Annotated in this window: 15 protein-coding genes and 1 pseudogene; 1 reads left to right on the top strand and 15 read right to left on the bottom strand. The window is 46.2% G+C overall.

What is annotated here, in order from left to right; genetic code table 11:
- Positions 1-203: 203 nt before the first annotated feature.
- From ABN764_RS03005 to ABN764_RS02985, 5 genes are all read right to left on the bottom strand, one after another.
- A complete protein-coding gene (locus ABN764_RS03005) occupies positions 204-1358 on the bottom strand; it encodes a hypothetical protein (RefSeq protein WP_174811340.1) in 1155 nt (384 codons plus the stop codon).
- A 290-nt stretch (positions 1359-1648) separates the two neighbouring features.
- On the bottom strand, positions 1649-2341 hold the full coding sequence (locus tag ABN764_RS03000) for an LrgB family protein (RefSeq protein WP_021253842.1): 693 nt from the start codon (positions 2339-2341) through the stop codon (positions 1649-1651).
- Complete coding sequence (locus ABN764_RS02995; protein ID WP_021253843.1) at positions 2338-2715, bottom strand: CidA/LrgA family protein; 378 nt, start codon at positions 2713-2715, stop codon at positions 2338-2340. Before ABN764_RS02995 ends, ABN764_RS03000 begins: the two co-directional genes overlap by 4 nt.
- Positions 2716-2940: 225 nt before the next feature.
- Complete coding sequence (locus ABN764_RS02990; RefSeq protein ID WP_446670848.1) at positions 2941-5496, bottom strand: flippase-like domain-containing protein; 2556 nt, start codon at positions 5494-5496, stop codon at positions 2941-2943.
- A gap of 70 nt (positions 5497-5566) precedes the next feature.
- Positions 5567-5815 (bottom strand): hypothetical protein, encoded by a 249-nt coding sequence (locus ABN764_RS02985; RefSeq protein WP_446670847.1) that lies wholly within the window; start codon positions 5813-5815, stop codon positions 5567-5569.
- A 347-nt stretch (positions 5816-6162) separates the two neighbouring features.
- Between ABN764_RS02985 and ABN764_RS02980 the strand changes: the two genes are divergently transcribed.
- A complete protein-coding gene (locus tag ABN764_RS02980) occupies positions 6163-8163 on the top strand; it encodes a CAP domain-containing protein (RefSeq protein ID WP_446670846.1) in 2001 nt (666 codons plus the stop codon).
- A gap of 119 nt (positions 8164-8282) precedes the next feature.
- On the opposite strand, the pseudogene ABN764_RS02975 reads toward ABN764_RS02980, so the two are convergent.
- The 10 genes and pseudogenes from ABN764_RS02975 to ABN764_RS02930 form a co-directional block, all read right to left on the bottom strand.
- Positions 8283-8537, bottom strand: a pseudogene (locus ABN764_RS02975) (IS3 family transposase); the annotation flags it as partial.
- Between the two features lie 438 nt (positions 8538-8975).
- Positions 8976-9893, bottom strand: coding sequence for a ribose ABC transporter substrate-binding protein RbsB (gene rbsB, locus ABN764_RS02970; RefSeq protein ID WP_028533030.1), 918 nt, complete (start codon positions 9891-9893; stop codon positions 8976-8978).
- 18 nt (positions 9894-9911) lie between these two features.
- Positions 9912-10880 (bottom strand): ribose ABC transporter permease RbsC, encoded by a 969-nt coding sequence (gene rbsC, locus ABN764_RS02965; protein ID WP_072728447.1) that lies wholly within the window; start codon positions 10878-10880, stop codon positions 9912-9914.
- Position 10881: 1 nt separating this feature from the next.
- The gene (locus tag ABN764_RS02960) at positions 10882-12363 is read right to left on the bottom strand and encodes a sugar ABC transporter ATP-binding protein (RefSeq protein ID WP_072728446.1); all 1482 of its coding nucleotides are present in this window, start codon (positions 12361-12363) and stop codon (positions 10882-10884) included.
- Positions 12364-12635: 272 nt separating this feature from the next.
- Positions 12636-13034 (bottom strand): D-ribose pyranase, encoded by a 399-nt coding sequence (rbsD, locus tag ABN764_RS02955; RefSeq protein ID WP_142542792.1) that lies wholly within the window; start codon positions 13032-13034, stop codon positions 12636-12638.
- A 1-nt stretch (position 13035) separates the two neighbouring features.
- Positions 13036-13914 (bottom strand): ribokinase, encoded by an 879-nt coding sequence (rbsK, locus tag ABN764_RS02950; protein ID WP_268623469.1) that lies wholly within the window; start codon positions 13912-13914, stop codon positions 13036-13038.
- The gene (locus ABN764_RS02945) at positions 13907-14896 is read right to left on the bottom strand and encodes a LacI family DNA-binding transcriptional regulator (RefSeq protein WP_446670845.1); all 990 of its coding nucleotides are present in this window, start codon (positions 14894-14896) and stop codon (positions 13907-13909) included. The genes rbsK and ABN764_RS02945 overlap by 8 nt, the downstream gene beginning before the upstream one ends.
- 343 nt (positions 14897-15239) lie before the next feature.
- On the bottom strand, positions 15240-15884 hold the full coding sequence (locus ABN764_RS02940) for a histidine phosphatase family protein (RefSeq protein WP_174809217.1): 645 nt from the start codon (positions 15882-15884) through the stop codon (positions 15240-15242).
- 54 nt (positions 15885-15938) lie between these two features.
- The gene (gene abc-f / locus ABN764_RS02935) at positions 15939-17696 is read right to left on the bottom strand and encodes a ribosomal protection-like ABC-F family protein (protein WP_446670844.1); all 1758 of its coding nucleotides are present in this window, start codon (positions 17694-17696) and stop codon (positions 15939-15941) included.
- Between the two features lie 572 nt (positions 17697-18268).
- On the bottom strand, positions 18269-19630 hold the full coding sequence (locus ABN764_RS02930) for an MATE family efflux transporter (RefSeq protein ID WP_446670843.1): 1362 nt from the start codon (positions 19628-19630) through the stop codon (positions 18269-18271).
- Positions 19631-19667 lie beyond the last annotated feature (37 nt).

The raw sequence follows: 19667 nt of genomic DNA, 5'->3' as shown, positions 1-19667 counted from the left end.
CCTTCCGAAGGAGACGGATTGAATCATTAACCAATCCAGCAGGAGGCATGTTTACGACCATCACATATACCACCGTAAGATAGCATTGGAACACAGCATGATGGTTTTGTGGATCGGTTGCAGCGCCTATTATGGACGAATAAAAATAGGGCATGCAGATGCATGCCCTATCGAAACCAATACCTTATCGTTATGAGTATGGATTAGCGTTCTGGATTGTAAGTCACATGAACTGACTTGTATCCAAGCTGCTTAATCTGATCAGGTGTAACATAGAGTGTTCCTTCCTCCAACACACTATTCTCCGCATTCAGCTCCATGGTTCGGCTGCCATTCACAAGCTTAAATCGATGAGCGCCATTCTGCTTTTTCAGCTTCTCTAGCTTGATAAGCTGCCAGCCGCATGCATCCGCGAGCGGTTTAACAGGGATACGAATATACCCTTTTTCTTCAAATACGATCGGCACGCGAATCGATGCCTTATCAACCTTAACCTCGTAATCTCGCTGGATCTTCATCGTTATTTTTTCCTCGGGCAATGCATCCAGATCGAAGTCCGTTGGCAAATCTGCGGTAGCATCCTTGGCATTGTCCATCTTCGGCAAATATGCCTCCGCAGCAGCCCAATCCTTCAACGGCTTGGATATCCGCTTCTTCAAGTCCAACACATATAGAGGACGATCCGGCTTATTCAATGTATATACCACGTATCCCTTCTCAGGATCAACGCCTCTAAGATTGCCGAATACGATTCGTTCCAATTGACTTGTTGCAGGGTCGAAGATCACAATCTCCTCTTGATTCGATTTCTCTCCATCCAACCGGCTGTATATGATGCGATTGTCTGAGAGCCATACAGCCCCTGTCGAATAGCTAGTTCGAAGCCATTCCTTCGTATGCCCTGTTTGATTGTTGCGCAGTATATAGCTATGAACCGTGGTCATGTACCCTTCTGTAGTCGGTTCAAAATATAGCCGCTCATGGATTCCCCATTTGCGGTCTGGCGAGGAACGAAACACTTTACCCTTCACAACTTCCTGATCCTCAGGATCATACGTATACTGCATCCCGCCTTCAATATTATCTGCATAATTGGTCTTGAGCAGAGGATGCTGCTGACCCTTTTCTACTCGCATGCTCCGAATGCTCGGATCCCATTTCTTCCATTGCCCATCAGCCATTTGAACGACGACACGCTCCTCACGCGCCTCCAGATCAATTCGCTCAACATTATAATAGACCGCTCCGCTCTGCTGATCGATGTACACCTTTTCGGCAGAGTATGTACCTGCTGCACCTGCGAGAGACGGCAAACTTAATCCCAAGAGGATCCCCCATGCCCATATCGTTGCTTTCAAGGAATCAACTCCTTTCCTTCATACCTTTTATACGAAATTAGTGATACATCTGAATTGTATGCTCAGAGAAGTCCACATAAGTATCAACGTGATAGAACCAAAAATGTTTCATTTTTCATTTCCCCGAAGGGATAACGATACATATGGGACGCAACAGTAGGGGGGCTCCCCTTCATTCGTTGCATCATAGATAACAGCACATACAAAAAAACGCCCCTCGCAGTTTGCGAAGAACGTCCTGATCTTCTTATTAACCGATCCATGCAGACCATAAATCGGGTTCTTACCTCTTACATTAGGAACATATAAATTGGTGTGAAAAGGATGGAAGTAATAAGACCCGCTAACCCCATTGCCAATCCACTGAATGTCCCCTGCTTCTCTGAGTCCGCCAAGCTCTTCGCAGTCCCGAATCCATGCGCAGCCGTCCCCATTGCGATCCCAAGCGGCACTTCGCCGCGAATACCAGTCATCCGCAGGAAGGTTGTACCGAACAATGCACCAACAACCCCTGTGAATACGGTAAATACAGCAGACAGTTCAGGCATAGCACCCAATGACTTGGAAATTTCAACTGCGATTGGAGAACTGACTGATTTCGGCAGCATGCTCAGCATAACTTCCCTCGCCCCGTCTAAACTCATCATGATCGCCGCAACACTCACAATTCCCACGATAGAGCCGCACGTAATGGACAAGCAGATTGCAGCAAATTGCTTTTTGACAAGCTCACGATATTTATAAATAGGAACACCAAGCGCGATTGTCGCTGGCCCAAGAATAAGTGCCAAAATATCTGCCCCATTTTTGTAATCCTGGAGCGGGATATTGCCAATGACGAGAAAACCGATCAACACCGCCGAGCAAAAGAGGATCGGGTGCATCCATTTGAAACGCACATGCAGTACACGGGATAATGCATACACAACGATCGTTGCAGCTATTCCGAACAATGGCTGTTGTGTCCATGATAAAAGGTTCATGCTGCATCTTCCTTTCTTGTCGGCATCTCATTAGCTTCATCCGGTTTCTTCTCCATCTTCGAAGCAACGAAGCCCGTCATCCAGAGAACGACCAGTGTACTGCCGATAATTCCAGCAGAAATGCTGAACCAATGTGCACTCAAAACAGGCATAAATGCCATAATACCGACTACATAAGGGATGAAGAACAACAACATATGATCAAGCAGGAATTGAGCGGATTGTTCAACCCACTCCAGCTTCACCCACTTCATGCCAAGTGCAATCAGGAACAGCACCAAGCCAAGCACGTTGCCGGGCAGCGGGAGATGAAGCAAATTGTGCAGCCACACACCTGCGATGTTGAAGCCTAATAAAATTGCAAATCCTAGCATAAGGAACCACCTTCTGATGATAAGACTTTGATGAAAATCCGTTCCTATTCTGAAACACCCCTATTGTAACAGAACTATCGAGCGTGTCCCACCCGCGAGTACGGTCGAAAAGCAGAGTTGTAAGCGGTTTTTCACAATAAAAAAGGCCTGGAGCAGCCTCCAAGCCTTTTCATGTATTTTCTGTAACTTTCAAAATTTTATCATTTTCGTATGAAATGAATCACACTATCGCTGCAAACGCCGAATAATACGCGTTACCCGCCATACCGTCCAGTTCATATGACGCTGCTTGCGGAAAGCAATATACTGTGGCTCCCACGTAACATCGAATAATGCTAGCCATATTCTTCTATAGTTATTCATTGGATACAGCTCACGGATTCTCCGGAAGATCGCAACAGCAGTTCGTTCTGTCCATAAATAGGGTGAACGATCCGACTCAACATGGGACAATGGAATTAATCCGCTGACAAGCTGCTTGCAATGATGATGCTGTCCGATCCATACGATGATATCACGCAACTGCTGCAGTACTTCATCCTGTTCGGGTTGACATAAGCCGCGGCAAGACCGAATATCACCGATCATTACCGTCCCAGAGGCCTCATCGACTCTCAGCACAACGTATCCAAGCAAGAGATCTCCATCCGTTTCATTAAATAAGCGAACGAGTTGGAGCGTGGCATCCGATACCGTCAGCAATCGTTGAAGCGTCTCGATATACCCTGGTGTCGCAGACTCCCAGCTGCTGGCCGCGTCTATGACTTGCTGAACATGTTCAGCTTCCAACGGGAAGCTGCTTAGCTCATACCGGTGCACCGGCGATGCCATGCTCGGCTCGGTGAATTCATACCGTGCAATTTCCCCTACTTTGAAGAAGTCATTGCCATAGTCATGAAGCAGTGGCATGCCATCTATGCCTGCTTGATAGAACACAATATCGAGACCGAAGCGATCCGCATGTTCGTACAGAGAATGAAGAGCATCATGTTCTTTCGCTTTCATCCGCTCCAGCTGCGGCATGCCAAGCATAATTACCCGCCGTCCCTTAATAATGAAGGGAAAGCGAATTTTGCCGCTGTTGACTGAGAAGACACGCTTGTCCGCAACATTCTGATACATCCAGCCATTAATGCCTGTCAGAAGCACTTGATCATCGCTACGCCAATCTCTACCTAGCGGCTTCTTCAGATGGCGCTCGAATACAAGTACCCCAATCACGTACATAATAGCCGCTACTAGCAGACCAGTAACTAGCGTTGTTGTAAATTGGCCATAGCTAAGAGTGTAAGTTGCTGCATCCGCAACCTTCTCATGGAATTCTGCCAGCATGTATCCCAGCATCATGTACAGAACCATGAGTAGTGATCCGAATAAGGTTGTGAAGAATATCGTACTCTTCGTTAACGGGAATCGATAACGTGTGAACTGTGAGCGAATGAGGAACAGGAACAGCAGCATCCCGCACAGCCACAATGTATGGCGAATCGTCGTTCCTAGCAGGAACGTCAGCAGCGTACATATCGCTAAGGCTGCCAGGGTCATCACATATGCCCTAATTGTTCGCTCGAAGAGTCCCTTCAATTGCAGCAGGATCAACAGGCTGGCACCAAGTAAGATACCATTCACAATTGGAAATACTTGACCATGAAATAACGGAAGAACGAACATGGATGATTCCCATGATGGCTCAGTGAACGTGTATGTAAATAAAAATACGGAAGTCATAAACAACAAGATTACGACTGACCAAGCAGACAGCGAGTTCCATAACGATCGCTGTACGAACCACAAGATGCTGCCAGATTCAATATATGAACCTAACGTCGGGTGATCCTCGAACTTCTTCACCGCAACTTCACCGAACTCGAATGCTGCGAAGATTAAGCCAAGTGTAAACGGAATGAAATAATACACGGTCCGGTACAGCAGCAGTGCTGTAAATACTGTACTGTCTGCAACTCCTAATGCTTGCAAGCCGATTAAGAACGTAATATCGAATGTTCCGAATCCACCGGGCACCATACTGATAAGGCCGGCTATGGCACTAACTGTAAATACACCGATGACTTCAGCGAAGGAGACGTCTGCCTTCAGCATGAGCAAGATAACGTAAGCAACTGATCCTGCAGCGAGCCATTCGATAAATGACACAACCGTATATCCGAATGTCAGTTTGGCGTTCGCATTCGCTCTTCCCTTCCAACGTGAGAAGAGTAAGTACACGGGGAAGAACAAAGCGACCCCGACTAAGACAACCCATAGCCACCCCTTAGCGGCGAGCAGTTCACTCGCAGGGAACACATGCAGCAGTACTAAGATGCCCAATAGGGACAACCCACTAATCATAGAAGGCGCCATCCATGCAATTGCAATCAGCAGCCTGCTGGCATCGCCTGTAAATTGACGATACAAAACGGTTCGAATCCCTACCCCTGCGATCCCACCAAAGCCGACAATCCCGTTAAAGGTATTCGCGATCCAGGATACTCGAAACGTTTTCCCTATGGTAACAGGAGCTTTAATTGAACGCAGCAGCAGGCGATCATAGAAAAACATGGTCGCAACCGCTAGTCCGCCTAGAACTATGAGCCCCGTAAAATACTCACTCGATATTAATCGTATCGCATGGAGCGATTCCCGAAGTGAAAATCTGGATAATTCCTTCTTTCCTTGAATAAAGACGAAAATGATGACTGCTAATGGAAAGGCTATTTTCAGCGTCTGAACAAGCCGCTTATTATGCAATAACGCTTGCAGCTTCGTCTTGATTGCATTCATTCAACCCCTCCTCTATTCCCTGATACCATATAGTGTGTAGTGAGGGCAGGTTCGTTATTCGTTTGCCTTCTTATTGTAAACGCATCAGTTGCATTGCTGCAAATATCTGCTTCAATTGATGAAGGTCTGCAGACGATTGACGGCTCCTTCCTTCTACAGAATTGCCAGATTGCGCTCTCGATACTTCCCTTCTGTCCGCACGAGAAGCTGGCGCAATTGTTCCGGGTTCATATACACCGATGGATGGATTCACATTCGTCAGCTCGAATTCATTTAGTGCTTTATAGAAACTTGTCACCGCACAATGCTTGCGATCCATAACGCATTTTCTCCCTCGATTATGCTGCAAAATAGCCTCAAAAAAACTGCGTATAATTGATATTATACGTAGTTTTGGATCTGAGTGGCAAATAAATCTGACCGCATCAATTGATTAAGCTAGCTTTTCAACCATTCATAGAAAAGCGACAACCATTACATAACCATAGCATCATAGCTATAGTGTTGTTGTTAAAAGAGAAGGCAGCATATGAAGGGTCTTGGGGATTTTTCCAAGGTTCTTTTTTATTTATATGGGTATTTCGACTTATCTAAAAAGGAATTGTTATCGTCCTGTCGAACTATTACAAGGATCTACAAATTTCTACAAGGGGACGATTATGCATCATGTTTACAATCACAAATTGGAATAGCCAATTAAGCCATAGGCGATTCCGCATGAACTTTGCGCGCCTTGGCCTTTTTGCACTATTCCTTGCGCTAGTCTTTTACTTTATTTTTATGCCGCTTAATAAGGCAGCCGCAAGCGCTGACTCAACGGCTTACACGCAGGATCAATTAGATGCCCTTGAGATGCTGAATGAGGTTCGCCTAAGTGTTGGCCTGCCGCCTGTAAAGCTTAATAAAGAAATAACGCAAGCAGCCATCAATCATGCAAAATATTATAATTTGCACGAACGAGGAAAGAAGGTTACCTTAAGTGCCCATCAAGAAAAAATGGGACTGGAAGGGTTTACGGGGACTGGACCTTTTGAACGAATGAAAGCCGCCGGCTGGAATTATGGAACTTCATACCGAACGGGTGAAGTCATGCATTTTGGACAGAAGAGCAGCACGATGGCCATGCAAAGCTGGCTGGATACCGCCTATCATCGTGACATTATTTTAGGTTCTGCCTATAACGAGATCGGGATCGCGCTTGTTGATGGAACAGCTGTTGTGAATCTAGGCGGTTCATACCAGTCCTCCATGCAAAGTAACCGTATCTTTGTCTATCCTTATCAAGGGATGACCAATGTGCCAGTAGGATTCTACGGGAATGAAGTGCCGAATCCATTGGATCAGTTCAATGTCGAGCATTCAGGCTATATTATTTCCGCGTCAGTCCCTGGCAAGCTGGATTGGCATGAAGAAAGCATCACGGACGAGAAGGGAAATAACGTTCCTTTTTATGAAGAAGTCTCGAACGGGCGTACCCTGTTCCTTTATCCGAAGTCCATATTGCAGGGTTATCATACATATCGCGTCAATCTGACATACCGTACCGATAGCTCATCCGAGACACAGCGCCTATCCTGGTCCTTCAAGACTGGCAAGGGCCATCAATTAGTAAGCATATCGGGAGCTCTGAAAGAGATTCTGATTAATGAAGGCGAAGAGACCTCCATTAAGATGACAGGACGATATGACGATAATGCCATGGAACCGTTGACAGACCAAGTACGTTATGTCAGCAGCAACGCAGCAGGTCTTAAGCTCGTGTCCCCTGCTACCTTCAAGGGAATAAAAGCAGGCAATTATTACGTTACCGCTCATGTGGGGAATTTGACCTCTGAACGAATTCAGGTCAAAGTGCTGCCGCGCTTAAAGACGAAGACTTATCCGCCACTCAATGCAAGTAAGCCTGCAAGTGCGGTAACAGAGGCTGAATTCTGGATGATGTTCCTGCAACAGTATCAAATCCATATTGAGGCTTACGCCCCATCTAAACAGAAGCATGCCGCCGATGCTGCCTACCGGATTGCTGAAATGCGAAACATCCCGCTGCTTGGATTGACTAGCATTCCAGCTAGAGATAAGCCGATTACGAGAGGGAAGGTTGCAGAAATTATAGCTGCGGCTGACGGCGTCCATTACGTCAAATATAATGCCATCTGGTATGTGCTTGGTATGAATTATATGAAAGGGACGACGGATTCAACGCTCACTGGCTTTGAGCCAGACCGTACAATGACTCGCGGAGAGGCTGTTCAATTGCTTACAGAACTGAAGCCGAAGCTGAAGTCATTGCGCGCAAGACCAGCCAGTCGGACACCTGTTGAATTCCTGCCTCCTTTACCTGAACGAGAAGTCTACAAAAAGCCTGAAGTGATCAAAGATTATACGCTTATCGCTACCTATCATCCTGATCGCACCTTAACGGTTGAAGGCAAATTCACCAGTCTTGCTGGCCAACAGACGACGATGATGGTACAGACGGGCGGGAAGAAGCCAAATCAAATTGAAGATGTAACGGTATCCGTTGATCGAGAAGGCAACTTCAAAGTCACATCTGGCCCGTACACAGAAGATTCTTTAAACCTATACTTGAAGACAGCTGGAGCTACGTATTGGATCTCTGTCGAAGCCAATGCGATGAATGTCAACGAATATACCCCCAAGCTATAATGTTAATAGTGGTTTTTGTATGAACCTTTTTAGGGTGAACATATCTCGAATGTAATAAAACGAACTCCTTGTACTTTAGATGAACTATAACCCTTAATGTGGACAGGATAAAGAAAGCACTACGCTGCCAGAAGATGATTCCTATATTCGTTAGGAGTCATCTTCTTTAATGTCCATTGATATCGCTCGGTATTGTAAAAGTGAGTATACTCGTTAATGCGATTCCGAAGTTCGTCAATGCTTGTACAATCTTTGTACTCTAATTCGTCTTTCATATGACCGAAAAATGATTCCATTGGTGCGTTATCATAACAATTTCCTCTTCGAGACATGGATTGTCTAAATCCAGTTTCACTTACACGTTTTTGGTAAGATCTCATTCGTAGAACCGTCTTTTACATAAGAGAGATATCTCCATTGCTGCCCATGGTTGTACTTGGGTCTTAATGAGCAACAGATCGCGCTCATCGGCCTCCTCTTTTTGTTGACGGGTATCTTCGGCTGAAAGCCACCGATAATAACCGCTAACGCTTACCTTAAGCCAGCCTCAAGGCGTTTTTCCAGCTTTATAGATTCTTTAACTGCAGGAAGTTTAAAGGCAGGAGTGAAGGATATATTCGACTCTGATACACGCAATACGTTTGGATTTCCCTCAAGTTTTTTGATTTGTAACTCGCTATACCGCATTCACCCAGCATCATGATTAGTGCTTAACAAAAAAAGCTCCCTTAACAGCAGCAGGCCCAAACATGAGCCTGTTTGCTATTAAGGAAGCTTCTTAAACGGATAATCGTCCACGCTTATTTCACAACTTATTCCTTAGTCACCAGCTTCAGCGGCGCAGGAATGGTTTTTTCCACTGTCTTGCCCTGCAGCACATCATATGCGGCTTGCACCGCAAGCTGTCCGATCAGGTCAGGCTGCTGTGCTACGGTTGCTGTCAGCTTGCCTTCCTGAATCGATTTTAATGCATCGTCATTGCCATCAAATCCGATAACCGGAATATTTTTGCCGGTGCTCTTAATGGCTTCAATCGCACCTAGCGCCATTTCGTCATTGTGTGCGAACACAGCTTGTACATCAGGATTTGCTTGAAGCAGGTTTTCCATCACGTTGAGACCTTTTGTACGGTCAAAGTCCGCCGTTTGCTTCGCAATAACTTTCAAAGTCTGGTCGGCCACTTCGTGGAAGCCTTTGCCGCGTTCACGGGTCGCTGATGCTCCCGCTACACCTTCAAGCTCAATGACTTTCGCATTTTTGCCGACCAGGTTCTCGATAAATTCAGCCGCCATGCGGCCGCCCTTGACATTATCTGAAGCCACCAGTGCTTCAACGTTGCCGTGATCCGCCGAACGGTCGAGCGTAATGACAGGAATACCAAGGCTATTCGCCGATTGCACGGCAGTCGAGATGGCTGCGGAATCGGTAGGGTTAATCAGAAGTACATTAACGCCTTTTTGCATCAGGTCATCAACGTCATTGCTTTGTTTCGCCGAATCGTTTTGCGCGTCGACGACAATTGTTTCTATGCCGTGTTTTTTAGCTTCGGCTACAACGCCATCTTTCAAGGAAACAAAGAACGGGTTATTCAATGTAGAGACGGACAAACCGATTTTCATATCCTTTAAGTCCCCACCCGCTTTTGGCTTCGCCCAGCTTGGAGGCTCCAGAGAACAGCCGGTAGTTAAAATGAGCAATAACGCTGACAGTATTATCGTTAGCTTTTTCATGTGATTCTCTCCTCTCGCTTAAGCAGATTTCTTCCGGTCGATGAGCACCGCAATCAGAATAACGATACCTTTTACCACCATTTGATAGAAGGAAGATACGCCGAGCAGGTTAAGTCCGTTGTTCAGAGTACCGATAATGAGCGCACCAATCAGCGTACCGACAATTCGTCCGCGGCCTCCGGAAAGGCTTGTACCGCCCAAGACAACCGCAGCGATTGCGTCAAGTTCATAAGATGTACCTGCAGTCGGCTGCGCCGAGTTCAAACGCGAAGTCAAGATAGCCCCGGCCAAAGCGGAGAGCATACCTGCTAAGGAATAAATCATGATTTTAACGCGTGACACTTTAATACCGGATACGATAGCCGCTTTCTCGTTACCGCCGATTGCATAGGTTTTGCGTCCAAATGCAGTTTTGTGCAAAATCACCCACAATACTGCGAAGGCAATAATCATCGTGATTGCTGGAACCGGAATGCCGAACTGATAACCGCGTCCGAACAATTGGAATGTCATGCTGTCACCAAGCCCGGTAATCGGATTTCCGTCCGTATAAACAAGCGTCAGTCCTCTAAATATCGTCATGGTTGCAAGTGTAGCGATAAACGGAGCCATTTTACCCTGTGTAACCAGAAGACCGTTAATCATGCCCATCACACCACCGAGCAAACAGCCGGCGAGGATTGACAGAATCGGATCATATCCGGCTACGAGCATATTGGCTACAAACGCACTTGATAATGCCAGGGTTGAGCCGACGGACAAGTCGATCCCGCCCGTAAGAATGACGAAGGTCATGCCAAACGCAATCAGCGCGTTGATGGATACCTGCCGCAGCAAGTTCAAAATGTTAAGCGGTTCCAAAAAACTTGGGTTAAGAATGGATACAATGACAATCAGTATGAATAGACCAAGTAGTGGTCCGAGTTTCTGCGTCATTTGCGATAGTTGAAAGCCTTTGCTTGTTTTTGCATCGTTTATGGATGTCATATTACTGTCCCCCTGTCGCCAGCGTCATTATTTTTTCCTGTGTCGCTTCTGCTTTCGTTAATTCTCCTGTGATTCGCCCTTCGTGAACAACAACGATGCGGTCGCTCATGCCGAGCACTTCAGGCAATTCGGAAGATACCATAATGATGGCAACGCCATGGCCTGTCAGTTCGTTCATTAACTGGTAGATTTCGCGCTTAGCGCCAACGTCTACGCCCCGTGTCGGTTCGTCGAGGATTAACAGCTTCGGACCGATGCCTATCCACTTGGCAATAACCACCTTCTGCTGATTACCGCCGGACAAATTTCCAGCTGCGGTTTCCGCTGAATGTGTTTTGATCTGCAGCCGCTTAATTAAGGCATCCACGAACACCTTCTCACTTTGCGTCGAGATGATTCCTTTCTTTGTAAAACCGCTGATACTTGGAAGAACCATGTTATCCCGAACGGAAAAGTCCAGTACCAAGCCTTCGTCTTTGCGGTCTTCCGTAATGAAACCGATTCCATGATTAACTGCGTCGACCGGCTTTCTGATCTCGACCTTCTTGCCGAACATACGGACCTCGCCTTGATCCAGCCGATCCAATCCGAACAGTGCTCTCATGATTTCGGTGCGTCCAGAACCCATCAGGCCGGAGAAACCAACGATTTCACCTTGATGAACGCTGAAGCTTACATCTTCAAACGATCCTTTGCGAGTTGCATGCTCTACCTCCAGGACAACCTCACCTGGTGAAGGGTTGCGAGCAGGGTAGCGTTCGGTCAGCTCCCTGCCGACCATTTTCTTTACAACTTCATCGAAATTGGTTTCTGGAATTGGCTTGGTGTCTACCGTCCGGCCGTCACGCATAACTGTGATCCGGTCGCAAATTTCGAAGATCTCCTCCATCCGGTGTGAAATGTAAACAATCGATACTCCTTCTTTTTTCAAGGACTGAATGACTTCAAATAGTTTCTGAATTTCTCTTTCCGTCAGCGCAGAGGTTGGTTCGTCCATGATTATGACCTTGGTGTCCGTCAACAGTGCCTTGGCGATTTCAATCATCTGCTGCTGTCCTACCGAGCATTGTCCTGCTTCTATATTCAACGGTATATCAACGGAGAGTCTTTTGAATTGCTCAATTGCAAGCGCCTTCATTTCCTTGGATTTTAGAAGTCCCCAAGTCGAGGACATCTCCTTCCCGATGAACAGGTTGTCCACCACGGTCATGTCAGGCCATATATTTAGCTCCTGATGGATAAAAGCGATACCTTGCCGCTCCGCTTCTTTCGGATTGGCAAAATACGTTTCCTTGCCGTCGATCAGGATGGTTCCTTTATCTCTTGCATGCAGGCCCGTCAGAATGTTCATTAGGGTGGACTTGCCCGCACCGTTTTCGCCCATGAGGGCGTGAACCTCGCCTTCGCGCAGGTCAAAATCAACGCCGGATAGTACCTGGTTGCTGCCGAAGGCTTTGTGGATTCCTTTCATTTGAATCTGCATAATGGCTCCTCCTTACAAGTTTTGCGGAGCATGGCTCCTGTGATTGTTCTTCGCGGCAAAACTACTTCGGAAGCATACGCTTAGTTTTGCGAACGTTGCCTCTCTGGATGTCCTTTATAGCAAAACTGACTTCGAAAGCAGGTACTTAGTTTTGCGGAGCATAGCTCCTTTGATTTTTCTTCAGCAAAACTACTTCGGAAGCATACGCTTAGTTTTGCGAACGTTGCCTCTCTGGATGTTCTTTGCAGCAAAACTTACTTCGTAAGCACTTGCTAACCGAAATAGACACCTGCTTGTAAAATGATATTGGCGAACGGTTTAGCCTCGCCCGTGCGAATCACAGCTTTGGCCTTGCGAGTCAGTTCCTTGAATTCTTCATGAGGACAATCCTCGATTTCACAATCTCCGAATTTATGCTGGATGTAAGCATTTGCTTCATGATTTTGCGCTTTGATTTCTTTCGCAATCACCACTTTTTCGATTTGCATATCGGCTGCAATGGCATTGACCGTTTCCTCAAAGCTTGGTGTACCTAACGTTAGCGCCAAATCAATTTTCTTGACCCCTTCCGGGATGGGAAGACCGACGTCGGCGACGACGATTGTATCTGTATGGCCCAAATCGGCCAAAATTTTCGAAATATGACTGTTCAAGATGCCTTGTTTTTTCATGTTACATCTGCGCCTCCACTTCTTGACGATATGGCATGCCGCCCTGCGCACCAAACTTCGTTACAGACAAGGAAGCTGCACGGTTGGCAAAACGGACGCTATCGTAAATCGCTGTTCCTTCAGCCAGTGCGACCGCAAAAGCGGCGTTAAAGGTATCCCCTGCGCCTGTCGTATCCACCACGGCCACTTTGTAAGATGGTACGAGTACTTCATTAGAGCCGTCGAAATAACGTACTCCGTTGCTGCCTTCGGTAATAAACAGTTTGTTCGGATATTTGCGCAGCGCCTCGGAAACGGTTAGAGATGAAAACAGGATTTTCGCTTCATGCTCATTTGGTGTAATATAAGCGGCATTTTCGATTACTTCATCATCAAGTGGACGTGCTGGCGCTGGGTTGAGCAGCAGCGGAATCCCAAGGTTCTTGCAGATCCGGCTGACATGAGTAACGGTTTCCACCGGAATCTCCTGCTGGATCATCACCATATCCGCTCCTTCAAAAGCTTCCCTCGTATGGTCGATATATTCCGGGGTAACTTCATTATTGGCTGCTTTCACAACAACAATACTGTTATCACCTTCTGCCAAAATGATATGCGCTGTTCCACTTTCCATGTGTGGAACCGGTTCCACATTGTCGACACAAACGTTGTTTTGCTTAAAGTTGTTCAAAATTTGCGCTGCGAATGCATCGTCTCCTACGCGCCCGATCATGGTTACGTCGGCTCCGAGCCGCGCTGCGGCAACGGCCTGGTTCGCTCCTTTGCCTCCAGGAACGGTTTTGAAGCTTTCCCCGAGAACCGTTTCACCGGCCCCCGGGCGTTTGGATGATGTAACGACCAAATCAATCGATGAGCTTCCTACTACAATAATTTTAGCCATGTTGCTCCACCTTCCTCATTGTTTCCCGCTCTGTAAATGTCACGGGCATTTGTATGATTTTCTGATCTACATTTTCATTCTCTAATAATTGTATTAAAAGGTCTGCCGAGGCTCTGCCCATATCATAAGCGGGCTGCCTGATCGTCGTCAGTGCTGGTGTTAAGAGACTGCTGAGCGGAATATCGTCAAAGCCGATGATTTGCACGTCATCCGGCACATTCTTGCCAAGCCTAAGCGCTTCATGAAGCACCGCCGTAGCAACAATGTCGTTGCTGGCTATGATGCCATCCGTGTCCGGATAACGCTCGAACAATTCCTTCGCCCATTTTCCTGCTTCCGTGAACGAAAACGATGTAGTCCGGATTACGTTGTAATCCATCCCATGACTGTTCAACACATCAATTGCGCCCTGATAACGATCCTGTGCCGGCCGAATGGAAGCCGGCCCCTGCATGACCGTAATCCGCTGACTGCCGCGGGCAATCATTTCATGGGCAGCTATTTTTCCGCCTTCATGTCCGTCCGCATATACCGACGGACGATTGTCCACCGTACGGTCGAGAAATACTACCGGAATCTTCAGCTTCCGATAAATATCTGCATCCGGATGATTCGTGGATGCAATCACGCCAACCACATTATTTTGTACGAAGGTCTGGATATATTCTTTTTCTTTTTGTATATTTTCATCGCTATTGCCAAAAATGATTCGAAAATCATTCTCCTGCATCTTATCCTCCACCCCACGCGCCAACTCAGGAAAAAAAGGGTTGGTGATATCAGGGAGTAGGAAACCGATCAGTCTGGATTTTCGCTTGTATAAGGATCTAGCTACTTCATTCGGCGTATAGTGAAGTTCTTTGATTGCGCTTTCAATCTTCCTACGGGTATCATCATGCACATATCCAGTGTCGTTGATTACCCGCGATACGGTTGCTGCGGATACGCCCGCATGTTTCGCTACGTCTCTAATCGTTGCCATCGTTGTTACTCACCTCTAAATATGAAACCGGTTACACATTTAAAATAACACAATCATTTACCTTTGACAAGGTTTATGGCTGTTCCATTATCTAGGTGGGATGGCTGGCAGCATCTTTTTAGTGGTCGTGGCAGGCTGTGGTTCTGATCAAGTAGAATCTGAGGAGTGTTTGTAGTTGAAAATCTACGACACAAACATTAGTCCTTGACCTTGGATTTCCACCCATTTAGTAAAGATGTCTTGAACCAATGTTTGTGTCGTTCTACAATCATCCTGTAATGCGGTAAAACGGAGGGCGGACCGCCTTCCTCCGAAATGAAGGAACTTTTGCTTGTTCGGAATCCTATCTCATGAAATCTTGAAGACTGATTTTTTGGACAATCTCATACCCATTCCCCGGCCCTTTGGGCTTAATCACAACAGTCCCCATATAAGGGATCTCACCGACAGCAACACCGGCAGGAAAAGCGTGACCGATGATTACTTTGTTCGTTCCAGACAGGGGTACTACCTCGAACATTTTCTCTACCTGCGTCACAATGCTCTGTTTCTCTGCAGCTGAAATTGTGCTATCACTAAGCTTAGCGATAGCCGCCAAAGAAGGATCGACAGCCACATTACCTGAACCAAAAGCAAGTTCTGCCGATTCTCGGGTTCGGCAATATGGACTCGCAACAACGGGATATTGAACAGGAATATTGAGTTTGCGCATAGACTCCCCAAGCATTTTAGCCTGCTCTCTTCCGGTATCACTCAGATTGCGTTGCGTCGAGCAATCATGAAAATCCACGGCCGGTCGATCCTGCCCAACCGTAGCTTCGCCATGCCTCATATACAAAATATATCCGCCTTTTTGTAAGGCGTGCACCACAGAGTCTAATTCATTTTCAGGCATATTCAATCGCACAATACTTCCGCTTTGGAAACCCGACATGAACATCAGAATAGCCATATATATTGGCAGGAGTACATGCTTTTTCATTCTCATATTGTTGGACATCCTCTCATGCACGTATGTACTCCTATGATTCGTTACATTCAGCTATTTATGCCTAGATTGATCCAAATGCTTCTTTCTGTGGAGCCACAACTGGTATTCCTCATCTAGTACCGTATACTTCTTATCTCCTGGTTTACACAGTGATAGCTCGGCTAAAAGGTGGGATAACTTATGTTCTACCATTAACCGATCATACACCTCATCTGAGGAGGCCATCTGATCCGAACCTTGTTCATCATCGCCAACTTGCACTGCCTGACTTAATGAGCGTTGTGACAGTGTCACTTTGCCGTCATGAAAAACCAGCCATTTTTGACATACTCGTTCGAGAAAATACCGATCATGGGAAGCGATCAGCATCGTTCCAGAATACGAGGTTAACGTTTCCTCCAGTTGCGTCCTGCTCTGTAAATCCAAATGGTTCGTTGGTTCGTCCAAAACAAGTACGTCTGAACGATTGACGATCAAGTTCGCGATTTTGAGACGCATCCGTTCTCCTAGGCTCAGCTGCTTCATCGGCTTCATCAACATTTCTGCCTCAATCCCCATCTGAGCGAGTACCGTGCGTACTTCGGCAAGACTATCAGAGTCGTACCCATACCATTCCAATGCGCATTGCTCCGCATCCAGATCGTCCAGCTCCTGAGATAAGTAGGCGGGCTTGATGCTTGGACTTAGCCAGATCTCTCCACGATCAGGTTGAAGCTGCCCTATTAACATCCGGATAAGTGTTGATTTGCCGCACCCATTTGGCCCTAGAAGTCCGATTCTATCTCCACGCTGAACGGTAAATGAACTATCCTGGAACAGCAGCTTATTCCCTACAGATTTATGAATCCGATTGGCTTCCAACATTCGTCTCCCCCGTTTGTGGGGATGATCAAATTCAAAATAAATCTGCTGCTCCTTTCGCGGCTTCTGAATTCCTTCACATTCGATTCGACGAAGCCTTTTTATCCTCGATTTCACCTGTCGATCCATTTTCTTGGCCTTAGTACGATAGAACTCCTTGATGCCAGTACGCATCTCTGCCATTTTGCCAACTTTACCTGCTTCTCGGTGCGCCTTGGAAGACCACTGTTCCAAGCGGTGGATTTCCGCTTCTATTTTTGCTTTATACTTTTGCTCCGTCTCATATTGATGCAGCTGATTCTGATATCTTCGAGCTTTTTCATCGCGATACGCGCTGTAGTTCCCCATGTATTCATGAGCAACCCCATCCTCTAGCTCAATAGTGCGCTGAACCGTCCGATCAAGAAAATATCGATCATGCGAGATGACAAGCATCGAACCATCGTATGAATTCAGTTCTCGAATCAACCATTCCACACCATCCAAGTCAAGATGGTTCGTAGGCTCATCTAAAAGTAATAAATGAGGGCGAGTTGACCAGATATGAGCTAGCGCCAACTTTGTGCGCTCCCCTCCGCTCAGATGACGAGCTCTCTCCATTTCCCACGACTGCACCTGTCTTACGCCCATCATGCTTGTTGCAGTCATGAATGAGGAAGCTCCATCCTTCTCCAGCATGCATTCCGACATCTCACTGAACATTTGAACTGAATACGAAGTCGATTGCTTTAAATATCCAATGTCAATCGAATCTCCGAAACAAGTGATCACACCTGTGTCCGGCTTTACTGTTCCATATAGTAACTGGGCGAGTGTCGTTTTGCCTGCACCATTGCACCCGACCAGTCCAATGCGATCCCCCTTGGCAATATCGAGCTGAACATTTCGTAGCACCTGTAAATCTCCAAAGGCTTTCGCTAAATTTCTGCAGCTTAACAACAACGTCATACGTTTACCTCCTTTATCCGCGCAACTAAGCGCAACAAAAAAACTCACCGGCCTCTGCCGATGAGTCACGATTAGATTGTGCGATAAAGAAACCCTAACGTAAACAAATAGCATACCCTCCATAAGCATTCTGTAGCTTACGCATAGGTACAAGTCGCGGCAAAACAAAACAGGAGCAAGCTAATTCAGCCTGCACTGCTTCCTCTGTCCGAACTATTACGATAAGGAGTATCTGTAAATAGGCACACGTGTTTTCTAACCGTTCCACCATTGCGGCAGAGCACTGGATCGTTGTTATCCAATTCCATAACGAGTCCAATTAGTTAGTCCACATGTCCTTAAATAGATACCTCCTCTTACATATTCGTTTATACCTTATCACATTGCTATAAAAAAGTATACAAGTATTGATCATTAATTCATATAAAAAATTTGCGGGTAGCAAATTGTTGGTTAAATCATGAACTCAATATAACAACACCAAACAAAAACAAGAGAGCAGATGCCCTCTTGTTTTTTCAAGTAGTTTACTGAAATCAGTTTGATAAATGCAATTTTTATTAAATCATTAACTAATTTGTTTGTACGTTCTTCATTACTCTCCGCTCTACAATTGCAAGCCGTGTGAACAGCGCAACAGCGCCTGCTGCTAGACCGCTAATCAGTCCGATCCAATAGCCATACGCTTGCAGATCCGTCCAGTTCGCCAGGACATAGCCTAACGGTAGACCAATAATCCAATATGAGGCGAATGCAATCATGAACACGGCATTCACATCTTTATAGCCGCGAAGCGTTCCTTGCACTGGTGCCGCAACTGCATCAGACAGCTGGAAGAATATCGCGTACATCAGGAACGTTGATGTAATCTCACGCACACCCGCTTCCTTCGTGTACATGCCTGCCACTTCATTATGGAACAAGAACAGAAATACCGCACATAGCGAGGATAAGCCCACCGCTGTAAATATACCAAGTCTCGCATAGGTCTTCGCGTCCCTGAATCGCTTGGCGCCTACTTCAAATCCAACGAGAATCGTTAATGACATCGCGATGCTCATCGGAAGCATGTATAATAATGAAGCGAAATTGAGTGCCGATTGATGTGCTGCAATTGTTGCCGTGTCATATTCACTCATGAATATAGTTACCATGGAGAAAATACTTACTTCAAAGAAAATCGATAAGCCGATCGGCATCCCGATGCGAAGAATCTCTTTCCAATGGGTAAGCGATATCCCCTTCCAAGAACGAAACATGCCCATTTCCCGCATGCGATCGTTACGACGCAAAAATGAAAATGCAATGCATGTAATAATGAAATACGTAATTGCCGTTGCTATTCCAGCCCCTGCCCCACCGAACTGAGGAAGTCCCATTTTCCCGAAAATAAACAAGTAATTCAACAGCACATTAATTGGGAAGGACAGCAGGGTAATGATCATCGTAACCCGAGTTAAGCCAAGTCCATCAATGCTGGCGCGCATTACGGTATAAAGAAAGGATGGAATGACTCCGAATCCGATTGCAGTCAAATATTCTCTTGCCACCCGGTGAACATCCGCATCCAGCTTCATAAAGGTTAGAATCGGATCAACCGCAAATATACCGATCCCAATGACAGCGGCTCCGAAGATAACCGCTAAATATGCTGCCTGGGTCACACTTGGAGCAATTAACTGCTTGCGTTCTGCTCCCATATGCTGCGCCACAATTGGCGTCACCGCAAGAAAAATCCCGCTTATCCCTGTATATACAGGCACCCAAATACTCGTAGCGATCGCTACACCTGCCAAGTCAGAAGTTCGGTAGTTGCCTGACATGACCGTATCAAAGAATGTCATCAGCTGCATTGCCACTTGCGTTACGAAAATAGGCAATAAAATATGTAGCATTTGAATCAATTTTTGCTTTAATGAGTAAGTCTGTTTCATGTCTTCTTATCTCCTTGTATGCACAACTTTAACCATT

It is taken from the genome of Paenibacillus wuxiensis, from assembly GCF_040195695.1.
Lineage (GTDB): Bacteria > Bacillota > Bacilli > Paenibacillales > Paenibacillaceae > Paenibacillus_B > Paenibacillus_B suaedae.
Note: the sequence above shows the minus strand (reverse complement) of the source record. Positions and strands in the feature narration are given on the sequence as shown.

What these genes read in the sequence shown, in the direction of transcription:
- ABN764_RS02985 (WP_446670847.1), bottom strand. Translation starts at nt 5,815, where the DNA reads ATGGATCGCAAGCATTGTGCGGTGACAAGTTTCTATAAAGCACTAAAT.
- ABN764_RS03000 (WP_021253842.1), bottom strand. Translation starts at nt 2,341, where the DNA reads ATGAACCTTTTATCATGGACACAACAGCCATTGTTCGGAATAGCTGCA.
- rbsB (WP_028533030.1), bottom strand. Translation starts at nt 9,893, where the DNA reads ATGAAAAAGCTAACGATAATACTGTCAGCGTTATTGCTCATTTTAACT.
- abc-f (WP_446670844.1), bottom strand. Translation starts at nt 17,696, where the DNA reads ATGACGTTGTTGTTAAGCTGCAGAAATTTAGCGAAAGCCTTTGGAGAT.
- ABN764_RS02990 (WP_446670848.1), bottom strand. Translation starts at nt 5,496, where the DNA reads ATGAATGCAATCAAGACGAAGCTGCAAGCGTTATTGCATAATAAGCGG.
- ABN764_RS02930 (WP_446670843.1), bottom strand. Translation starts at nt 19,630, where the DNA reads ATGAAACAGACTTACTCATTAAAGCAAAAATTGATTCAAATGCTACAT.
- ABN764_RS02945 (WP_446670845.1), bottom strand. Translation starts at nt 14,896, where the DNA reads ATGGCAACGATTAGAGACGTAGCGAAACATGCGGGCGTATCCGCAGCA.
- ABN764_RS02980 (WP_446670846.1), top strand. Translation starts at nt 6,163, where the DNA reads ATGTTTACAATCACAAATTGGAATAGCCAATTAAGCCATAGGCGATTC.
- rbsK (WP_268623469.1), bottom strand. Translation starts at nt 13,914, where the DNA reads ATGGCTAAAATTATTGTAGTAGGAAGCTCATCGATTGATTTGGTCGTT.
- ABN764_RS02940 (WP_174809217.1), bottom strand. Translation starts at nt 15,884, where the DNA reads ATGAGAATGAAAAAGCATGTACTCCTGCCAATATATATGGCTATTCTG.
- ABN764_RS02995 (WP_021253843.1), bottom strand. Translation starts at nt 2,715, where the DNA reads ATGCTAGGATTTGCAATTTTATTAGGCTTCAACATCGCAGGTGTGTGG.
- rbsC (WP_072728447.1), bottom strand. Translation starts at nt 10,880, where the DNA reads ATGACATCCATAAACGATGCAAAAACAAGCAAAGGCTTTCAACTATCG.
- rbsD (WP_142542792.1), bottom strand. Translation starts at nt 13,034, where the DNA reads ATGAAAAAACAAGGCATCTTGAACAGTCATATTTCGAAAATTTTGGCC.
- ABN764_RS02960 (WP_072728446.1), bottom strand. Translation starts at nt 12,363, where the DNA reads ATGCAGATTCAAATGAAAGGAATCCACAAAGCCTTCGGCAGCAACCAG.